Source organism: Stutzerimonas sp. VN223-3 (assembly GCF_045999685.1).
In the GTDB taxonomy this organism is placed as follows: domain Bacteria; phylum Pseudomonadota; class Gammaproteobacteria; order Pseudomonadales; family Pseudomonadaceae; genus Stutzerimonas; species Stutzerimonas stutzeri_AR.
The window spans coordinates 879357-897898 of sequence record NZ_RBEC01000002.1; the positions used below are offsets into that span (position 1 = coordinate 879357).

The following is an 18542-nucleotide window of genomic DNA, read 5'->3' on the forward strand; positions in this document are numbered from 1 at the left end:
GAGTATCAATGGACAATCGACCCGTTCAGTTGAAACGGGTGACGACGATGCAGAATTGGCGCGGTATAGCACGACGCAACCTCTGGCTGGCCGATGCCATGCTGCTGATGGTGGCGATCATCTGGGGCAGCAGTTACGCAGTGGCCAAGCAAGCGCTGTGGTTCTATCCGGTGCTGGGGTTTCTGGCGATTCGCTTTGGCCTGACCTTCATCCTGCTGTTGCCGCAGCTGCGCGGTGACGGCCAACGCGCGGTTCGGCCTGGATTGCCGCTGGGGCTGGTGATGCTGGGGATCTTCCTCTGCGAGACCTGGGGCGTGATGCTCACCAGCGCCAGCAACGCTGCCTTTCTCATTAGCCTGTGCGTGGTGTTCACGCCGTTCGTGGAGTGGGCGATGCTGCGCCAGCGACCGAGCAATCGATTGTTCGCGGCCTGCGCACTGTCGCTGGTCGGCGTCTGGCTGCTGACAGGCGGTACGAGCCTGTCGCTCAACCTCGGCGACGGGCTGATGTTGGCGGCGGCGCTGCTGCGTGCGCTGTTGGTGTGCCTGACCCGACGCCTGACAGCCGACATGCAGGTACCGCCGTTGGCGTTAACGGCCGTGCAGAGTGGTGTTGTCGCGACGGGCTGTCTGGTACTGGGTTTCACGTTACCTGGTGGTTTGCCGGCGTTACCGCAGAGCCCAACGTTCTGGGCGGCGACGTTGTATCTGGTGTTCTTCGCTACGCTGTTCGCGCTCTATGCGCAGAACCTGGCGCTGGGCCGTACCAGCGCGACGCGAGTGTCGCTGCTGATGGGGTCTGAGCCGCTATTCGGCGCGATTATCGCCGGGCTCTGGTTGGGCGAGCGGTTGGAACTGATGGGCTGGGTAGGAGGACTGCTGATCATGGTGGCGACGCTGGGAACTTTGCGTTTTGGCCGTTCGGCGGCACCGGTTGCGGTCGAGGGCGGGTTGCCGGCCCGCAACTGACGGAGGCTTGTACCCGTCAAGGTAGGGCGAGCGCTGTGAAGTGGCAAATGGTGGGCTGAAGCCCACCCTACAGCCTGTGGTTGCCGAACGGAGGATGAATCGCAGCATTGTAGGGTGGGCTTCAGCCCACCAGAAGTCACTCGGGAGTGTGTCGGCCGGCCAACCGGCGCTCGGTGGGCTAAAGCCCACCCTACCTGCTGAAGCGGAACGCCGCCCGGCCCACCCTACGGGTTTCTGCAGCCGCCGTACCAATCCCGCCGCAGCCTGCTAGCTGCCCTGCAAGCTAATGACCAGTTCCGCCAGTTGCTGTTGCCGCTCGACCTGCTCCAGGCGTGCGCCGAGGTTCAGCGACGACCATTGCGGATGCGCACGGCAACGATGCAGCGCCTCGGGCAGCTTGCCCTCGCGCCACGCTTTATCGTCCGGCGCATCGAGGCGAATCGCGTCCATCGCGGCATGCCCGCGCGCGGCAAGGGCGCCCAGCAATTGTCGCTGGCGCAGGGCGAGCAGGCGCAGCACCGCATCATCGACGGTCAGTTCGCGCTCACCCTTGAGCTTGCCCAGCAGACGATTTCCATAGTGCCGCGCGGTCTGTGCACCGCCGCCGGCGATGGCCCCGAGCAACGCGGCGGCGCCGAGCGTGATGCCGCCTACCATCAGGTCGACACCGGCCCCGGCTGCCGCGCCTGCGGCCATTCCGCCGCCGATCTTCACACCCAGTTCCTTGAGTGTTTCGGGATTGAACAAGTCATCACCCCAGCGGCCATCGAGCAATGGCAGGTCGGCCGCTGCGGCGTCCTGTGGCCGGAAGCCGTAGAGACGCAACAAGGCTTCGACACAACGTTGCTCGCGGGCGCGGATGGCGTCATGCAGTTCGCGGATTGCGCCGCGCTCGAGTTCGGGTTGGGCGGCGACGCTGCGACGGCAGGCGGCGACATCCACCAACAATTCGGCGATCAGGCGGTTGCCCTCGCTCAGCCGGGCTGCGGCCTGGGCTTCGTGATCGTCGATCAGACGTTGCAACTTGGGGCGGGACTGCTCCAGTAGCAGCGCCAGGCTTTCATACAGGCGGCGCTCGCCATCGATCGGCGGCGCCACGCTGTCGAAGCGCACCAGCGCATGCAGACCCAGCCGCGCAAGTGCCTCGCGCCACTGGTCCTCCCGGTGACCGGGCTGGGCGACGAAGTTGAGCACCGGCAAGAGGGGTTTGCCACACCCGGCCAGCACCGCCAGCTCGTCCTTGTACTTGGCCAGCACCGGCTCGCGGGCGTCGATCACGTAGAGCCCGGCATCGCTGGCGAGCAGCTGGCGCAGCACCTTGGCTTCTTGTTCGAAACGCTGGCGCGCCTCGCTGCCGTCGAGAAACCGTGCGGTACGCGCCGGACCATCGAGGCGTTCACCGGGGCGTTCGATTCGTTCGAGATGGTCGAGCAGGGCGATGGCGTCTTCCAGGCCAGGCGTGTCGTAGAGCTCCAGCAACGGCTCGCCATCGACGGAAAGTCGTGCTCCTTCGACGTGACGGGTGGTGCTTGGCCGGTGCGAAACCTCACCAAAGCTGACGTCTCGGGTCAGCGTACGCAGCAGCGAGGTCTTGCCGACATTGGTATGGCCGACGAGGGCGAGTTTCAGGGGCGCGCTCATGGCTCGGACTCCGCTGCTATGGCATGTGCGTAGCCATGGGTTAACCGCAAATCCGCCAGGACCATCTGCTGCTTTTGTAGGAGCCAGCTTGCTGGCGATCCCGTCGCCGAGGTCGCTTTGATCGTCAGCACGCTAGCTCCTACCAAAACCGAGCCGAGGACATCAATCATGGCCACTCTCCAGCCAGTTAAGCGGTGCGCTGCAGTAATAGGGCAGGCCGAGGCTGTCCAGTGCTTGCTTCCAGTCCTGCAAGCGGTGGCTGTCCAACGCTTCGTCGGCAGGTGCCTGCAACAGCCAGACGCGGCTTTCGGCGGCACAACGGCTCAGCTCTCCGATCAGCGCCAGGGTTCCACGATCCGGCGAGCGGCGCGGATCGCAGGCGATGGCCAGGCGCTGCGGCGGAAAGCGGGTCAGTTGTTCCAGCAGGCGCCGACGCTGCTCGCGGTCGTCCAATACGCCGGCGTCGGCGATCCCCGTCGGCAGTTTCGGTGGCCAGGGATGGCTCGGGTCCAGCTCGATGGCGACGAGCACCGCGCCTTCGCTGCCGTCCAGATGCGTACCGATGCTGGGCGAATACAGCTGTTCAGGTGCCGCGTCGCTTATGCCGAGACGCTCGCTGGGCGGTTGTAGTCGCTCGCGTAGCAGGCGGTAGGCGGGTAGCTGCAGATCCAGACGGAGCAAGGCGCGGCCGCGGCGCCAGCGCCACAGGCAGAACAGCGCCAGCAGCAAGCGCGGCAGCAGCCCGTAGATCAGCGATACGCCGACCAACCAGCCGGCCCAGCTCTGCCGCGCGCTTTCGAAGCCATTGTTCAAGGTTCCGCTGGCGCGGATCTGGTCGATATCCGGCACGCTGAAACCCAGCAGCGAGGGCAGCATTCCGAGCGCCTGGGTCAGATTGATGAACGTGCCTTCGCCAAGGATGGTGGTTTCCCAGACGAAGCCGTAGCGCCGCGTGGCGAGCAGCGCCAGCAAGGTCAACAGTGCGCTGACCATCGCCAGCAGCCACAGCCCGTGCACGCCCATCCCGAGCAGCCAGCGACCGATGCGGCGCTGCTCCAGCACTACGAGTAGCGCAGGCGCCAGCTGCATCGCACGAGCATCGCGCGCGAGCTTCTCGCTGAGCCAGAGCCACAACCGGCCCAGCGCGCCGCCGCTGTCACCGGCCAGCACGAAGCCCAGCAGCCAACCAAGCAATGTCAGCAGATTCAACCCGAGCAGGCTGCCCAGCGCCCAGAACACGTTGACTGGCTGCACGCCGTCACCCAGTGCCGCTAGCGCTAGCCCGGCACCGGTGAGCAGTGCCAGCAAAACTAGCGCGAAGCCGGCCAGCCGCGCGCCCTGACGCCAGTGCCGCAATGCATCGATCAAACCGCCACGGCGTGCCAGCCACAGCGCGCGAAACTCAATCAGCTCGGCCAGTTCGCCGCCCTGAGCGCGAGCCTGACGGTTGGCCTCATCATCATCCAGCGGCCCGGCGTGCTCTTCGCGCAGGCGCACGGCTTCGGTGAGCCAAAGGCGGTCGAGTGGATTGGATAGCGGCGGGAGAGATGCGGACACGCGGTTTCTCTTAATAGACGAACTCGGTCCCGAGAATAACCGTTGCCGCCGGAAGGGTGAAATGGCCGTCCCGCCCGCGCAACGCGCGGATCTCTGCTGCTACCCGTCGCCAATCATTCGATCGCTCCGGGGTTCGCCGCATCATCTGCCGTGGCTTCGCGAACCCTGATGCGCTCCTGCCAGTAGCGTCGAACGGCGAAGAACAGCGACAACGCGGTGAGCACGATGAAAATCCAGGTAATCGGTCCACGGAAGAAGATCATCGGGTCGCCACGGCCGATCAGCAGCGTGCGCCGCAGGTTGTCTTCGAACATCGGACCGAGAATGAAGCCGAGCAGGAAGGGGGCGGTGGCGAAGCCGGTGCGGTTGAAGACATAACCGACTACCCCGAACAGCAGCATCAGGCCGATATCGAACAGGCTGTTGTTCACCGCAAAAGCGCCGTAGACGCAGAACATGAGCACGATCGGCAGCAGGATCTCCTTGGGGATGTCCGCCACCAGCGAGAAGTACTTGATCACCCCGTGGCCAACGAAGAGCAACACCGCTGAACTCAGCATGATCCCGCAGAACAGCGCGTAAACGATCGTCAGGTTCTCTTGGAACAGCACTGGTCCGGGGGTCAGGCCGTGGATCATGAATGCGCCAAGGATGATTGCGGTGATCACATCTCCCGGGATGCCCAGCGACAACAGCGGAATCAGTGTGGCGCCAGCCACGCCGTTGTTGCCTGATTCAGCCGCGGCCACACCCTCGAGCTCGCCTTTGCCAAAGTTCTCCCGGTTGGCTGAGCGCCGCTTGGCTTCGCTGTAGGAAATGAAGGAGGCGGCGGTGGCTCCGGTGCCAGGCACTGCGCCGATGATCACGCCGATGAGCGAGCCGCGTACGATGGTTTTCAGGCTCGCCTTGAGTTCCTTCAATGTCAGCCCGGTTCCGCCCGAGGTAGCACGGATATGCGGCGCGGCCTTCTTGAGGTAGAAGTCGATGACTTCCGGCACGGCGAACAGGCCGATCAGCAGCGGAACGAAGGACACGCGGTCCATCAGGTTGTAGTTATCGAAGGTCAGGCGCTGGCTACCGTACACCACGTCCATGCCGATCGAGGCGACGATTACTCCGAGCGCCGCGGCGATCAGGCCCTTGATCGCAGATTCGCCAGCGATGGAGATGATGATCGTCAGCGAGAAGCAGATCAGCCAGAAGAACTCAGGCGGACCGAAGTTCAGTGCGATCTTTGCCAGGTAGGAGGCGAACAGGATCAGCGCCAGGTTCGATAGCAAGTCGGCGATGCACGACGAATAGAGCGCCATTTGCAGCGCCTTTTTCGCCTTGCCCTGCTGCGTCAGCGGATAGCCGTCGAGTAGTGTGCAGGCGGCGGCCGGCGAACCAGGCGTATGGATGAGGATGGCGGTGATCGAGCCGCCGTACATGCCGCCCTTATAGATCCCGACCAGCAGCAGGATGGCGGTCACTGGTTGGAGGGTGAAGGTGAAGGGCAGTGCGAGGGCGACGGCCATGGTCGCGGTCAGCCCTGGAATCGCGCCGACCACCACGCCAATCAGCACGCCGATGCCGATCGCGATGAAATTGTCGACACTGAGGAACAGGCTCAGGACTTCGGAAAAATTTTCCATTCGGTCACTCGCGAGGAGGGGTGGGTCAATCCCACAGCGTGCCGGACGGCAGCGGGACGTTCAGCACGTGAATGAACAGCAGGCTCACCAGCCACGGCAGTGCGATCGCCAGTAGGTAGAGCCAGGGTTTTCGCACCGGGTGCGCGGCAAACAGCAGCAAGGTGCCGAGTATGCCGGCCGCAATGGCGCCAAGTGCTTCGAACAGCAACCAGTAAGCGCCCAGCCCGGCGAGCATCAGCAGCCAGCGCCAAGGCGGCGCGGTCCCGCTGTCGTCGTCTGCGGTCGGGCGCACCGGCGGGCGCAGGCAGCCTTCGACGATCAGCGCCAGCGACAGTGCGGCGACCAGCCAGCCGGCCACGCTGGGGAGCCAGCGTGGCGACTGCATGGGGTTGTCGACCATCGGTGCTTCGTCGATATGGTTCGGCACCAGGTAAAACAGAAACACCAGCGCCGCCACCAGCCAGAACGCGCCCAGCAGCGTGTTGAGGTTGGCCCAGCGAGGGCGGCCGTTGGCGAGGGTCATGGCTGTCTCCCTACTGCAGCTCGGCCTGGCCCGCGACGCGCTGCCAGCGCTGAACGTCCTGCTCGACGTAGTCGCGGAAGGCGTCGCCTTCCTGCGGTGCCACTTCGCCGCCGATCTGCGCGACGAAGTCTTTGAAGCTTTCGTCCGCCATCACCTTGTCCAGCGCGTCCTGCAGCGTCTTTACGGCTTCGTCCGACATGCTGTCATCGGCGATCAGCCCAAACCATGCGGTGGTGACGAAGTCACCGAGGCCCAGGTCGGCACCGATCTTCGAGAGCGGCTCGACGCCCGGCAGATAAGGCGAAGGCTCGGCGGATGTGACCGCCAGCGCCTTGAGCTTGCCGGCCTTGATGTGTGAAAGCACGGTCGGCATGTTCTCGAAAGAGACGTCGACGTCACCGCTAAGCAAGGCCGGCAGTGCTTCGCCGCTTCCGCGGAAGGGCACGTGGGTCATCTTGGAGCCGGTCATGGTTTTGAACAGCTCGCCGGACATGTGGATCGAGCTGCCGACACCGGCGGAGCTGAAGGTCATTTCTCTCGTCTTGGCAGCTTCCATGAACGCCTCTACCGAGTCGTAAGGACTATCTGCCGGCACGACCATGACGTTGGGAATTTCGATGACGTTGCGGATGAATTTGAAATCCTTAACCGGATCGTAGGGCAGCTTCTTGTAGATCACCGGGCCGATGGTGTGCCCCGGCGAGGCCATGAGGATGGTGTGATCGGCGCCTCGACCGCCGCGGGCCAGTTGTCCGGTGGCGGTGGTCGAGCCGGCGCCCGGGCGGTTCTCGACGACAACGGTACCGATCTGTTGCTGCAGCAGGTCCGCGACCTTGCGTGATAGCACGTCCGTGGTGCCGCCAGGGGCGTAGGGCACCACCAGGCGAACGGTGTCGGTCGGCCAGTCAGCGGCCTGGGTCAGTGAGGCGAGTGGGAAGGTGGCGGCCAGCATGAGCAGGCACAGCGTGCGCTTCAGGGTGAGGGGCATGGCGATATTCTCTTCTTGTAGTTGTACGGCAGGATGCAGCCAGTGGTCTAACAGACAGCCCGGACACCTTAAAGGGGCAGAGCCCTACCGGTCGCACAGCGAACGAAAATTCCGTTCGGTAATCGCACATATGTACGTCGGCCATCTGTTGTGGTTTCGACCCACTTGAGCCAATTTCGATTCCCTTGTCTGTTCACAAATACCGAAAGGAAGTGCGATGAGCGTTCTGCAAGGCATCAAGGTACTGGATCTGACACGCATCCTCGCCGGCCCCTGGTCGACCATGGCACTGGCGGACCTTGGCGCCGAGGTGTGGAAAATCGAAAGTCTGGAGGGCGACGACACTCGCAGCTGGATGCCCCCGGCCAAGGCCGGTATTTCCACCTACTACCTCAGTGCCAATCGCAACAAAGAGAGCTTGGCCATAGACATGCGCAAGCCGCAGGGGCGTCAGCTGATACTCGATCTGGCCGCTCAGGCCGACGTGGTGGTGGAGAACTTTCTGCCGGCAAGCCTCAAGCGCCTCGGGCTCGACTACGAGACGCTGGCGGCGATCAATCCACGCCTGATCCATTGCTCGATCACCGGTTACGGGCGCGGCAATCCGCTGGAAAATCGTCCGGGTTATGACTTCATCATCCAGGCCGAGAGCGGCTTCATGTCGATCACCGGCGAAAAAGACGGTGAGCCGATGCGCCTCGGTGTGGCCTTCATCGATCTGGTCACCGGCATGAACGCCGTGCAAGGCATCCTCGCTGCCCTGTATGAGCGGGAGAAATCCGGCCTGGGGCAGTCGGTGGATATCGCTTTGTCCGACAGCGCGCTGCACTTTCTCGCCAACATCGCTTCGGGCTATCTCAACACCGGCACGGTGCCGCAGCGCTACGGCAATGCTCACGCCAGCATCGTTCCCTATCAGCTGTTCGAAACCTCCGATGGCACCATCGCCCTGGCAGTCGGTAATGACGAGCAATATCGGCGACTTTGCCTGGAGGTGTTGAAGCGGCCGGAGCTGCATGGCGATCCGCGCTTTTCTCAGAATAAGGGCCGTACCGAGCATCGCGAAGAGCTGCTGCCATTGCTTCAGACGGCTTTTGCCGAGTGGCAGAGCGAGGCGCTGATCGCCGCGCTGCGCAACCAGGGGATTCCCGTCGGGGAAGTGAAGAACGTCGCTCAGGCGTTCGACACCGAGACGGCACGCTACCGCGAGTTGGTAATCAGCGCCGCGCATCCGGTTGCTGGCGAGGTGCGCATGGTGCGAAGCCCGCTACGGTTATCGCGAACGCCCACCGTGCCGATGAAGGCGCCGCCGCTGCATGGGCAACATACCGATGAAGTGTTGCAGCGGGTGCTCGGCAAAAGCGAGGCCGAACTGGCATCGCTGCGCCAGGCCGCCGTGATTCGCTGAACGGATGGTAAGTTGCGGCCGAACGGCCGCTCCGCGTCAGCCCCGGTTGGCACACCGTAGGGTGGGCTTTAGCCCACCGACCAGGTTTGCAAATGGTGAAATTCAGCCCACCGACAAGGGTTGCAAACGGTGGGCTGAAGCCCACCCTACGCGGCTGACCGAGTTGCACGAGGCCGCCGTGATTGCTTGAGCTGGCTTGGCTGCAGATCCTGCGATCAACCGCGGAAGGCCCAGCCATCCCGGCTGGGCCTTGTTCGAACGCGCTTTATTGCGCGCGCAGTTTCACCGCGATGTCCGGCTGGTCGATGAATAGCCCGTCGATGCCGGCATCCAGATACGCACGAATATCGGCCTCGACGTCGCCGCGGTCGGCCGGTGAGTCGCCGTTGCGCAGGCTGGTCGGCAGAAAGGCATTCTCGGCGCGGAACGTATAGGGGTGCACCTTCAGCCCCGCCGCGTGGGCGTCCGGGACGAAGTCGGTGGGCTCGCCAAGATTGCCGTTGGCGTCGCGCGGAATGATGTAGCTCTTGTCCGGCCCGACGCCCGCCGCGTAACGCGAGATCGCTTTGAGTCCTTCAGCTGTGGCCATCTGCGCGTAGGTCAGGTCGCTGCCGCGCACTTGCTGGTCGTAGGGCTGGCCGCCGCCGAACAGTTGCACCAGGCGCAGCTGCGTCAGGCGGCTGAGGGTTTTCAGGTTGTCGACTTCGAACGACTGGATGTACACCGGCGCGTGGCGCCCCGCATAGCCGTTGCGGTGGAGGGTACGCACCAGCGGTTTTTCCATCGCCAGGCCGAGCTTCCGGAAGTGGGTTGAATGCTTGGTTTCGACATACAGACCGATGCGCCGGCGTTCGCTCAGTTGCATGGTTTTTACCAGGTCAATGATTTCCTGCAGCGTTGGGATTTCCAGGCTGCCGTCGAGCCGAGCGTTGCCGGGACGAATCGCCGGGATGCGTTCGATCGCCCGTAATGTCTTCAGCTCCGCCAGGGTGAAATCTTCGCTGAACCAACCCGTAAGGCTGACGCCGTCGACCATTTGGGTGCGCTTGCGATCGGCGAATTCGGGGTGCTGGGATACATCGGTGGTCAACCCCAGCTCGTTGTCGTGGCGCGCGACCAGTTCGCCGTCGCGGGTCATCACCAGATCCGGCTCGATGTAGTCGGCGCCCTGCAGAATGGCCAGCGCATAAGCGCCGAGGGTGTGCTCGGGGACGTAACCGCTGGCGCCGCGGTGGGCAATGACCAGCGGCCTGGGTTCGGCGCGACCGTCATGCAGCTTCGCCTCGCTCGACATGTCAGCCGGGGCAGCGAACGCGGTGATTGGCAGCAGCAGACTGCAAGCGGTAAACCAGTGGCTCAGGGTCGCGCGGGTTGGGCGGGCCATGGGGCGTCTCCTCGGGATGGAGCGATTAGACTGACGCGCTTGAATGACGGCGGGTTGACGCTTTGGTGGAGCGAAGATGACGATTGGATGGTCACGACGTTTATCCAGCGTCCGCTGACCTACCGCCTGACGCTCTGATATTCTCGTCGCCATGAATCAGACCTCTCTTCCGCTCGCAATGATCGCGGCCCTCGCGCAAAACCGCGTCATCGGGCTCGATAACCAGATGCCGTGGCATCTGCCTGCCGATCTCAAACACTTCAAGGCCACGACGCTCGGCAAGCCGATCATCATGGGCCGCAAAACCTGGGATTCGCTCGGTCGCCCGCTACCGGGTCGGCTGAATCTGGTAGTCAGCCGTCAGCCGGATCTGCAGCTCGACGGTGCCGAAACCTTCACCAGCCTGGACGAAGCATTACGCCGCGCGGAGGCGTGGGCGCGCGAGCAGGGTGTCGACGAACTGATGCTGATCGGTGGGGCGCAGCTGTACGCGCAAGGTTTGGGTAGGGCCCAGCGTCTTTACCTCACACGCATCGATGCGAATCCCGAAGGCGATGCTTTCTTCCCTGCCTTCGATGAATCCGAATGGCAGTGCATTGATTGTCAGGCGCATGCGGCTGTAGGCGAAGCGCCCGCATACAGTTTCGAGACTTGGCAGCGGCGCTGAGTCTAGCTGTCTCTTGAATTGGCGAGGTGAGCATCCTTGCTTGTATTCCCGGATCGATCTTCGCAAATGCTAAATGTCAGCCAAGCGTGACCAGCTGAGCGCGCGGCTGGCCATCCTCGATATCCAGCAGGGCCAGGCTGATCGGCAATTTGAAGCGGCGGCGTCCGGCACTGCCGGGATTGAGATAAAGCACGCCTTCGCGCTGTTCGATCACGGGCTGGTGCGAGTGGCCGGCGATGACTACGTCGATGCCCTCCGCGACCGGGTCGAGGTCCAGCGTCTTTAGATCGTGCAGCACGTGGATGCGCAGCCCGCCGAGCCGCAGGTCCAACCGCTCGGGGATCATCGCAGCCCAAGCGTCGGAGTCGACATTGCCGCGGATCACCTCCAGCGGCGCGATTTCCCGCAATACGTCGAGCACTTCCGGCTTGCCGATATCGCCCCCGTGAATGATCCGCTCGCAGCCTTGTAGCACGGCGAGTGCCTCTGGCCGCAACAGCCCGTGAGTGTCGGAGATGACGCCGATGCGCATGCTGGCTCCAGTCATAATTGAGTGTTGAATGTTGGGTATCGAGCATTGGGCAAGCGAGACTTGGCCGCGGTTCGATATTGCGGCAGTCTAGCGGCCGTTTTGGGGCGGGGGTGTGTATGGAACGGGTCGATTGCGTTGTCATCGGAGCTGGCGTCGTAGGGCTGGCCGTGGCGCGCGCCATGGCGCTGGTAGGGCGCGAAGTGCTGGTGCTGGAAGCCGAGGCTGCCATCGGCACGGGTACCAGTTCGCGCAACAGCGAAGTCATCCATGCCGGCATCTACTATCCGCAAGGCTCGTTGAAGGCGCGCCTGTGCGTGGCGGGAAGGGATGCGCTGTACGCGTTCTGCGACAGCCACGGCGTGCCTTATCGGCGCTGCGGCAAGCTGATTGTCGCGACCGATGAGTCACAACTGTTGGGACTTCTGGCATTGCAGGAGCACGCGGCGGCCAACGGCGTCGACGATCTGCAGCGGCTCGATGCCAACGAGGTGAAAGCGCTGGAGCCGCAGCTCAACGCCGTCGCCGGGCTGCTATCGCCAAGTACCGGAATCGTCGACAGCCATGCGTTGATGCTGGCGCTGCAGGGTGACGCCGAGGCGGCAGGTGCGCTGCTGGCGCTGCGCGCGCCGGTGGATGCGATCGACGTGTTGGACGAGGGGCTGCGTGTCGATGTGGGCGGTGATGAGCCGATGATTCTGCTCGCTACGACGGTGATCAATTGCGCCGGGCACGCGGCGCCAGTGATCGCTGCGCACACTCGCGGCCTGCCTGCCGAGTCGGTGCCGCCGCGTTATTTCGCCAAGGGAAGTTATTTCAGCCTGTCGGCGTCGACACCTTTCCGGCATCTGGTCTATCCGTTACCCGAGCCCGGCGGGCTAGGTGTGCACCTGACGCTGGATCTCGGCGGTCAGGCCCGTTTCGGCCCAGACGTGCAGTGGGTCGAATCACTCGACTACCAGTTGGACGCCCGCCGTGCTGATAGTTTTTATGCCGCAATCCGCCGCTACTGGCCTGCGCTGCCGGATGGCGCGCTGCAACCGGCTTACACCGGTATCCGACCGAAGATCAGCGGTCCCGGTGAGCTGGCCGCTGATTTTCGCATCGACGGCCCGGCGCAGCATGGCATTGCCGGGTTGGTGAACCTGTTCGGCATCGAATCGCCAGGGCTGACTGCATGCCTGGCGATTGCTGACGAGGTGTGCCAGCGCCTCGGGCGCACCGTTTGATCAGGCCTCTTCGCGCGTAGCGGCTGGCGATTCCGGGAGGAACCAGTTCATCACCAGCGCGCAGATTCCGCCGGTAGCAACGCCCGATTCAAGCACGCTGCGCAGCCCGGCCGGGAGGTGAGCAAGAAACTCCGGCACTTGGGAAAAACCAAGGCCGAGCGCCAGCGATACCGAGATGATCAACAGCGCGCGGCGATCCAGCTGAATACCGGCAAGGATGTTGATGCCAGCTGCTGCCACTGCGCCGAACATCACCAGCGCGGCGCCACCGAGTACCGGCTCGGGCACAGCCTGCAGCACGCCGGCGACCGCTGGGAACAAGCCGAGCACCACGAGCATCACGGCGATCCACATGCCGATGTAGCGGCTGGCGATGCCGGTCAGCTGGATGATGCCGTTGTTTTGTGCGAACACCGAGCTGGGGAAGGTGTTGAACACCCCCGCCAGCAGCGAGTTGGCGCCATTGACCAGTACGCCGCCCTTGATGCGCTGCATCCACAACGGGCCTTCGACCGGCTGACGCGAAAGTTTGCTGGTGGCCGTGATGTCGCCGATGGCTTCCAGAGACGTGACCAGATAGATCACTACCATCGGGATGAACAGACTCCAGGAGAAGCCCAGGCCGAAGTGCAACGGCATCGGTACTTCGAACAGCTCCGCTTCGCGCATGCCGGTGAAGTCCAGGCGACCGAGATACGCCGCCAACGCATAGCCAATGGCTAGAGCGATGATGATCGCGCAGCTGCGCATCCAAACAACCGGTAAGCGGTTGAGCACGACGATCGCCGCCAGCACGACGCCGGAAAGCAGCAAGTTCTCGCGGTTGGCGAAAGTGCCGTCGCCCATGGCCGCGTAGCCGCCTCCCATGCTGATCAGGCCGACCTTGATCAACGTCAGGCCGATCATCAGCACCACGATGCCGGTGACCAGTGGTGTGATCAGGCGTTTGATGAACGGCAGGACACGCGAGACGCCCATTTCAATGAAGGAACCGGCGATCACTACGCCGAAGATCGCCGCCATCACGGCCTCGACCGGTGTGCCTTGCTTGACCATCAGCACGCCGCCAGCAATCAGCGGGCCGACGAAATTGAAGCTGGTGCCCTGCACGATCAACAGGCCGGCACCGAGCGGGCCAAAGCGTTTGCATTGAAGAAAGGTCGCAATCCCGGATATCACCAGCGACATGGAGACGATGATGTTGGTATCCCGCGGCGATACGCCAATGGCCTGGCAAATCAGCAGGCCGGGCGTGACGATCGGCACGATGATCGCGAGCAGATGCTGCAGCGCGGCGAGAAAGGTAATCCACGGACGCGGACGGTCATCGAGCCCGTAGACCAGTTCATCCGGTGTTTCGGGGGCGGTTTTATTATCGGGAGCGCTCATGGCCGTCCTTTCAGCGAAAGAGCGCGATTCTACTGACCGGTATGCTGTCCGGACAGCGCGGTAAGCAAGGTCCAAACGACGTTGCAGCTGCTCGCCACAGTCCTGTTGAATCGTCGTCTTGGATTTTCCAGAACTGCAGCATCGAGCGTGCCCCAACCAATTGGCCACACGCCCGCTACTATCATTGGGGCCAATCGAGGGGGAGTACCGAATGAAAACCATCGTCGCAGTGACAATACTGTTGCTCACTACTGGGCTGGCGCATGCGCAGGAAAGCTGTGCCGAAAAGGAAGCAGAGATTCGCCGCCAGCTGGAGAATGCCCGTGATCAGGACAACACCGGGCATATTCGCGGTCTGGAAACCGCGCTGAGCAAGGCCCGAACTAACTGTACCGAAGCGGGACTGCGGGCCGACCGGCAGAAGGATATCGACGAGGCGCAGGAGGAAATCAGCGAGCGTGAGGCTGATCTGCAGAAAGCGTTGCGTGATGGCGATCCGAAGAAGATCAAAGCGCGCAAGCATAAGCTGGACGAATCCAGGAAAGAGTTGCGCGAGATATTGAAAGATTAACGTTGAGAACCTGGCGTAACAGTACCGATGCTGCACGCGGTACAAAAAACAATGCCCGTCTCGATGAGGCGGGCATTGTCGTCAGCCGGGGTTGTAGTGCCGCGCCTTATCCGTGGGTCGGGACTGCCGCTGTCACCTTGGCTTGTGGTGCCTGCGAAGGTGCGCCATGGTCGTCGGGACTGATCACTGGCACCTCGTTGCCGTCCACGTCAAACAGCTTGCCGTCGTGGAAGTGGTCGCCGTCGTGCAGCGCGGCGATGTCCCGATAGCGCAGGGTGCGCTCGCTGGCGGCGGCGAACACCGACTGCTGGTCCGAGTTGCCGGCCTTCAGGTGGTTGAACACCAGATTCAGCAGGATCGCCATGATCGCCGCCGAGCTGATGCCGGAGTGGAAGATGGTTTCGAACCAGGACGGGAAGTGGTGATAGAAGGTTGGCGCGGCGATCGGGATCATGCCGAAGCCGATCGATGTCGCGACGATGATCAGGTTCATGTTGTTGCGGTATTCCACCTGGGCCAGGGTCCGGATACCGGCCGCCGCTACGGTACCGAACAGTACGATGCCGGCACCGCCGAGCACCGCGGTGGGCACCGCGGCGATCAGCCGGCCCATGACCGGAAGCAGGCCGAGTGTGACCAGGATGAGGCCGGCGGTAGCCACCACGTAGCGGCTTTTCACGCCAGTCACGGCTACCAGGCCGACGTTCTGGGCGAAAGCGCTCTGGGTGAAGGAGCCGAAGATAGGCGCCAGGCTGCTGGAAATCATGTCGGCACGCAGACCGTTGCCCAGACGCTTGGAGTCGACTTTGGTATCGATGATTTCACCGACCGCGAGGATGTCTGCCGAGGTCTCCACAAGGGTGACGATGATCACGATCAGCATCGACAGGATCGCCGCCACGTGGAACTCCGGCATGCCGAAGTGCAGCGGTGTAGGCAACGCTACCAGAGGGCCGTCGAGCACGCCGGAAAAATCGGCCATGCCGCAGAACGCCGCTGCCACGGTACCGATCACCATGGCCAGGAGAATCGAAAGCCGCGAGATGCTGGCGCTACCGAGCTTGCTGAGCAGTAGCACGGCAGCCAGCGTAAAGGCAGCCAGGCCGATGTTGGCCATGCTGCCAAATTCCGGCGACTGGCTGTTTCCGCCCATTGCCCAGCGCGCCGCAACCGGCATCAGGGTCAAACCGATGATGGTGATGACGATGCCAGTGACCAGCGGCGGGAAGAATTTGGTAATTCGCGAGAATATGGGCGTGATCAACAAACCGATCAGTGAGGCGGCGATCACCGCTCCAAGCACTGCGGGAATGCCTCCGGCACCATCGCTGCCGATGATCGCGATCATGGTCGCCACGCCGGCAAAGGATACACCTTGCACGAGCGGCAATTGGCAGCCAAAGAATGGCAGGCCGAGGGTTTGCAGCAGGGTTGCGAGCCCGCCGGCGAACAGCGAGGCGGCAATCAGCAGGCCGATGTCGGCTGGTGACAAGCCGGCCGCCTGGCCGATGATCAACGGTACCGCGACAATGCCTCCATACATAGTCAGGACATGCTGCAGGCCGTAGGCCAGGTTGGCACCGATGCCGAGATTTTCATCTTCCGGGCGCTTCTCGGGAGATGTTTTTGCGGATGAGAGTGTCATGGTGATCCCTTTCTCGCTGTTGTTCTTGTTGGCCTAATGTAGACAATTGATTGTCGAATTGACTACCAATTTGTATACATTTCGACTTATGCGAGTGTGGCTCCCATGGCAGCCAGTTGCGCCAGCACGCGGATCAAGGCCTTCCGAGCGATCTTTTGCGCAAAAAAGGGGGACAACAAACCGACGACTGGTTGCGACGGAGACGCAATTTCGGCGGCCGCGATCGCCGGCGGGCGACCGTCGATGGGGAATGGAGGGGTTTTGGTCGGACTGGGCGAGGCGTAGACCAACCGTGAGTATCAAAGCGTCAAGTGAGCGGCCTTCCAGCGAAGGCCGCGCACATGAAAGGACGATAGGCGCCGCCGGTCAGTCTTCCAGCATCGCCTTGTTGCGCACCGCGCCCTTGTCGGCGCTGGTGGCGAGCAGGGCGTAGGCCTTGAGCGCCGTGGTTACCTTGCGCGCGCGCGGCGCAGCGGGTTTCCAGCCTTTCTTGTCCTGCTCGATACGGCGGTGGGCCAGCTCCTCATCGCTGACTTGCAGGTTGATGCTGCGGTTGGGAATGTCGATCAACACTTTGTCGCCGTCCTGCACCAGGCCGATAGCGCCACCTGCGGCGGCTTCCGGCGAGGCATGGCCGATGGACAGACCGGAGGTGCCGCCGGAGAAACGGCCGTCGGTGAGCAGGGCGCAGGCCTTGCCCAGGCCCTTGGACTTCAGATACGAGGTCGGGTAGAGCATTTCCTGCATGCCCGGGCCGCCTTTCGGACCCTCGTAGCGGATGATGACGATGTCGCCAGCCTTCACTTCGTCGTTGAGGATGCCCTTTACGGCGCTGTCCTGGCTTTCGAAGATCTTCGCCGTACCTTCAAACACGTGGATGGATTCGTCCACGCCCGCGGTCTTCACCACGCAGCCGTCGAGGGCGATGTTGCCGTAAAGCACGGCCAGACCGCCTTCCTGAGAGTAGGCGTGCTCGACGCTGCGGATGCAGCCGTTTTCGCGATCATCATCCAGGCTGTCCCAGCGGGTCGACTGGCTGAATGCCGTCTGCGTCGGGATGCCCGCCGGGCCTGCCTTGAAGAAGGTGTGTACCGCCTCGTCCTGAGTCTGGGTGATGTCCCACTGGGCTATGGCTTCTTCCAGACTGCGGCTGTGCACGGTGGACACGTCGGTGTGCAGCAGGCCGCCACGGGCCAGCTCACCAAGGATGGAGAAAATACCGCCGGCGCGGTGCACGTCTTCCATGTGGTACTTCTGAATGTTCGGCGCGACCTTGCACAGTTGCGGCACCTTGCGTGACAGGGCGTCGATGGCGCGCAGGTCGAAGTCCACCTCGGCTTCCTGAGCGGCAGCCAAGAGGTGAAGGATGGTGTTGGTGGAACCGCCCATGGCGATGTCCAGGGTCATGGCGTTCTCGAAGGCGCGGCGGCTGGCGATGTTGCGCGGCAGCACTGACTCATCACCCTCACCGTAGTAGCGCTGGCACAGCTCGACGGCGGTGCGGCCGGCGCGCAGGAACAGCTGCTCGCGGTCAGCGTGGGTGGCCAAGGTCGAACCGTTGCCGGGCAGGGCGAGGCCCAGGGCTTCGGCCAGGCAGTTCATCGAGTTGGCGGTGAACATGCCGGAGCAACTGCCGCAGGTCGGGCAGGCGCTGCGCTCGTACTCCGCGACCTTCTCATCGCTGGCGCTTTCGTCCGCGGCGATGACCATGGCGTCAACCAGGTCCAGGCCATGGCTGGCCAGCTTGGTCTTGCCGGCCTCCATCGGGCCGCCGGAGACGAACACCACCGGGATGTTCAGGCGCAGCGCGGCCATGAGCATGCCGGGAGTGATCTTGTCGCAGTTGGAGATGCAGACAATGGCGTCAGCGCAATGCGCGTTGACCATGTATTCCACCGAGTCGGCGATGATCTCGCGGCTGGGCAGCGAATAGAGCATGCCGTCGTGGCCCATGGCGATGCCGTCATCGACCGCAATGGTGTTGAATTCCTTGGCGACGCCGCCGTGCTTCTCGATCTCGCGCGCGACCAGCTGGCCCAAGTCCTTCAGGTGCACGTGGCCGGGCACGAATTGGGTGAAGGAGTTGGCGATGGCGATGATCGGCTTTTTGAAGTCTTCGTCCTTCATGCCGGTGGCACGCCACAGCGCGCGGGCACCGGCCATGTTGCGGCCGTGCGTGGAGGTTTTCGAACGGTAATCGGGCATGACGGTTCCTGCGGCTAATCAGCTGGTCGAATAGTACTTATGGTGAGCGTCACCTGCGCCGCGTGCAACGGCAGGTGACCGTGCGTGCGGAGGGACCGGATCGAGGCGGGGTATCGCTCGGGCGGCCTGGGCCCACTGGCTCGCCGGGGGATAATGGCGAGGAATGGGCTCGATTCTACGCTCGCCAACGGCGCCGGGGAAAGG

Annotated in this window: 16 protein-coding genes; 5 read left to right on the top strand and 11 right to left on the bottom strand. The window is 63.2% G+C overall.

Features of this window, described 5'->3' with window-relative positions; translation table 11 throughout:
- The first annotated feature begins 47 nt into the window (after nucleotides 1-47).
- Complete coding sequence (locus D7241_RS12780) at nucleotides 48-968, top strand: DMT family transporter (RefSeq protein WP_408102329.1); 921 nt, start codon at nucleotides 48-50, stop codon at nucleotides 966-968.
- 267 nt (nucleotides 969-1235) lie between these two features.
- Here the strand turns inward: D7241_RS12780 and D7241_RS12785 are convergent, their stop codons facing one another.
- The 6 genes from D7241_RS12785 to D7241_RS12810 form a co-directional block, all read right to left on the bottom strand.
- On the bottom strand, nucleotides 1236-2609 hold the full coding sequence (locus D7241_RS12785) for a GTPase/DUF3482 domain-containing protein (protein WP_408101829.1): 1374 nt from the start codon (nucleotides 2607-2609) through the stop codon (nucleotides 1236-1238).
- Nucleotides 2606-2779, bottom strand: coding sequence for a hypothetical protein (locus tag D7241_RS12790; protein ID WP_408101830.1), 174 nt, complete (start codon nucleotides 2777-2779; stop codon nucleotides 2606-2608). Before D7241_RS12790 ends, D7241_RS12785 begins: the two co-directional genes overlap by 4 nt.
- Complete coding sequence (locus D7241_RS12795; RefSeq protein WP_408101831.1) at nucleotides 2772-4166, bottom strand: DUF2868 domain-containing protein; 1395 nt, start codon at nucleotides 4164-4166, stop codon at nucleotides 2772-2774. The genes D7241_RS12790 and D7241_RS12795 overlap by 8 nt, the downstream gene beginning before the upstream one ends.
- Nucleotides 4167-4279: 113 nt before the next feature.
- A complete protein-coding gene (locus D7241_RS12800; protein ID WP_408101832.1) occupies nucleotides 4280-5800 on the bottom strand; it encodes a tripartite tricarboxylate transporter permease in 1521 nt (506 codons plus the stop codon).
- A gap of 25 nt (nucleotides 5801-5825) precedes the next feature.
- On the bottom strand, nucleotides 5826-6323 hold the full coding sequence (locus D7241_RS12805; protein WP_408101833.1) for a tripartite tricarboxylate transporter TctB family protein: 498 nt from the start codon (nucleotides 6321-6323) through the stop codon (nucleotides 5826-5828).
- A 10-nt stretch (nucleotides 6324-6333) separates the two neighbouring features.
- Nucleotides 6334-7311, bottom strand: coding sequence for a tripartite tricarboxylate transporter substrate binding protein (locus D7241_RS12810; RefSeq protein ID WP_255977963.1), 978 nt, complete (start codon nucleotides 7309-7311; stop codon nucleotides 6334-6336).
- 217 nt (nucleotides 7312-7528) lie between these two features.
- Between D7241_RS12810 and D7241_RS12815 the strand changes: the two genes are divergently transcribed.
- A complete protein-coding gene (locus D7241_RS12815) occupies nucleotides 7529-8719 on the top strand; it encodes a CaiB/BaiF CoA transferase family protein (RefSeq protein WP_408101834.1) in 1191 nt (396 codons plus the stop codon).
- A 265-nt stretch (nucleotides 8720-8984) separates the two neighbouring features.
- Here the strand turns inward: D7241_RS12815 and D7241_RS12820 are convergent, their stop codons facing one another.
- Nucleotides 8985-10103 carry a glycerophosphodiester phosphodiesterase gene (locus D7241_RS12820; protein ID WP_408101835.1) on the bottom strand — a complete coding sequence of 373 codons (1119 nt, stop codon included), beginning with the start codon at nucleotides 10101-10103 and terminating at the stop codon, nucleotides 8985-8987.
- Between the two features lie 151 nt (nucleotides 10104-10254).
- Here D7241_RS12820 and folA point away from each other — a divergent pair, with 151 nt between their 5' ends.
- Complete coding sequence (folA, locus tag D7241_RS12825) at nucleotides 10255-10770, top strand: type 3 dihydrofolate reductase (RefSeq protein ID WP_408101836.1); 516 nt, start codon at nucleotides 10255-10257, stop codon at nucleotides 10768-10770.
- A 76-nt stretch (nucleotides 10771-10846) separates the two neighbouring features.
- Here folA and D7241_RS12830 read toward each other — a convergent pair whose 3' ends face one another.
- Complete coding sequence (locus tag D7241_RS12830; RefSeq protein WP_408101837.1) at nucleotides 10847-11302, bottom strand: metallophosphoesterase family protein; 456 nt, start codon at nucleotides 11300-11302, stop codon at nucleotides 10847-10849.
- A gap of 116 nt (nucleotides 11303-11418) precedes the next feature.
- Between D7241_RS12830 and D7241_RS12835 the strand changes: the two genes are divergently transcribed.
- Nucleotides 11419-12528 (top strand): NAD(P)/FAD-dependent oxidoreductase, encoded by a 1110-nt coding sequence (locus tag D7241_RS12835; RefSeq protein ID WP_408101838.1) that lies wholly within the window; start codon nucleotides 11419-11421, stop codon nucleotides 12526-12528.
- Here the strand turns inward: D7241_RS12835 and D7241_RS12840 are convergent, their stop codons facing one another.
- Nucleotides 12529-13917 carry a uracil-xanthine permease family protein gene (locus D7241_RS12840; RefSeq protein WP_408101839.1) on the bottom strand — a complete coding sequence of 463 codons (1389 nt, stop codon included), beginning with the start codon at nucleotides 13915-13917 and terminating at the stop codon, nucleotides 12529-12531.
- Nucleotides 13918-14128: 211 nt separating this feature from the next.
- On the opposite strand from D7241_RS12840, the gene D7241_RS12845 reads away from it, so the two are divergent.
- Nucleotides 14129-14488 (top strand): DUF1090 domain-containing protein, encoded by a 360-nt coding sequence (locus tag D7241_RS12845; RefSeq protein WP_408101840.1) that lies wholly within the window; start codon nucleotides 14129-14131, stop codon nucleotides 14486-14488.
- A gap of 106 nt (nucleotides 14489-14594) precedes the next feature.
- Here D7241_RS12845 and D7241_RS12850 read toward each other — a convergent pair whose 3' ends face one another.
- Both D7241_RS12850 and ilvD read right to left on the bottom strand, forming a co-directional pair.
- Nucleotides 14595-16133: a nucleobase:cation symporter-2 family protein gene (locus D7241_RS12850; protein WP_408101841.1), complete on the bottom strand. Its 1539-nt coding sequence runs from the start codon at nucleotides 16131-16133 to the stop codon at nucleotides 14595-14597.
- Nucleotides 16134-16499: 366 nt separating this feature from the next.
- Nucleotides 16500-18338 carry a dihydroxy-acid dehydratase gene (ilvD, locus tag D7241_RS12855; RefSeq protein WP_408101842.1) on the bottom strand — a complete coding sequence of 613 codons (1839 nt, stop codon included), beginning with the start codon at nucleotides 18336-18338 and terminating at the stop codon, nucleotides 16500-16502.
- Between the last annotated feature and the right edge of the window lie 204 nt (nucleotides 18339-18542).